Here is a 482-nt window from a genome sequence, read left to right on the forward strand (position 1 = left end):
ATCACTACATATTGAAAAAGCCATCCAAAGATGGCTTTTCAATTGACTTCAAACGAAGTCCAACACGCCTGACCTGGTTTTTACCCCCACACTCGCCTGCTGGAACTTTCGCTCATAGACTGTTGTCCCCCACTACCGGTTCTCTCGCTTTTCGCGGCAGGTCTTACTTCTAGGCCGCACTATGATCGGACCCGCTTCGGGCCCTTACGTGGATCGTTTCGCCTGCGACTGGCATCGACTTTCAACCACAGCACGTGTTATGGCATTATATCATACCCGACTAACTTTACGCCATAGGTATACGGACACAAAACAGCCCTTCGCACCGTATGGTACAAAGGGCTGTAACTTTCTATTTTGCATAATCGACCATGCGCGTTTCTCTGATGATGACAACCTTAATCTGACCGGGATATTCCAATTCCGCTTCGATTCGTTTCGCCACGTCATGGCAGAGGATAACGCAATCATCTTCGTTCAGC

Source organism: Megasphaera sp. AF13-6AC (assembly GCF_027685385.1).
Taxonomy (GTDB): Bacteria; Bacillota; Negativicutes; order Veillonellales; family Megasphaeraceae; genus Megasphaera; species Megasphaera micronuciformis.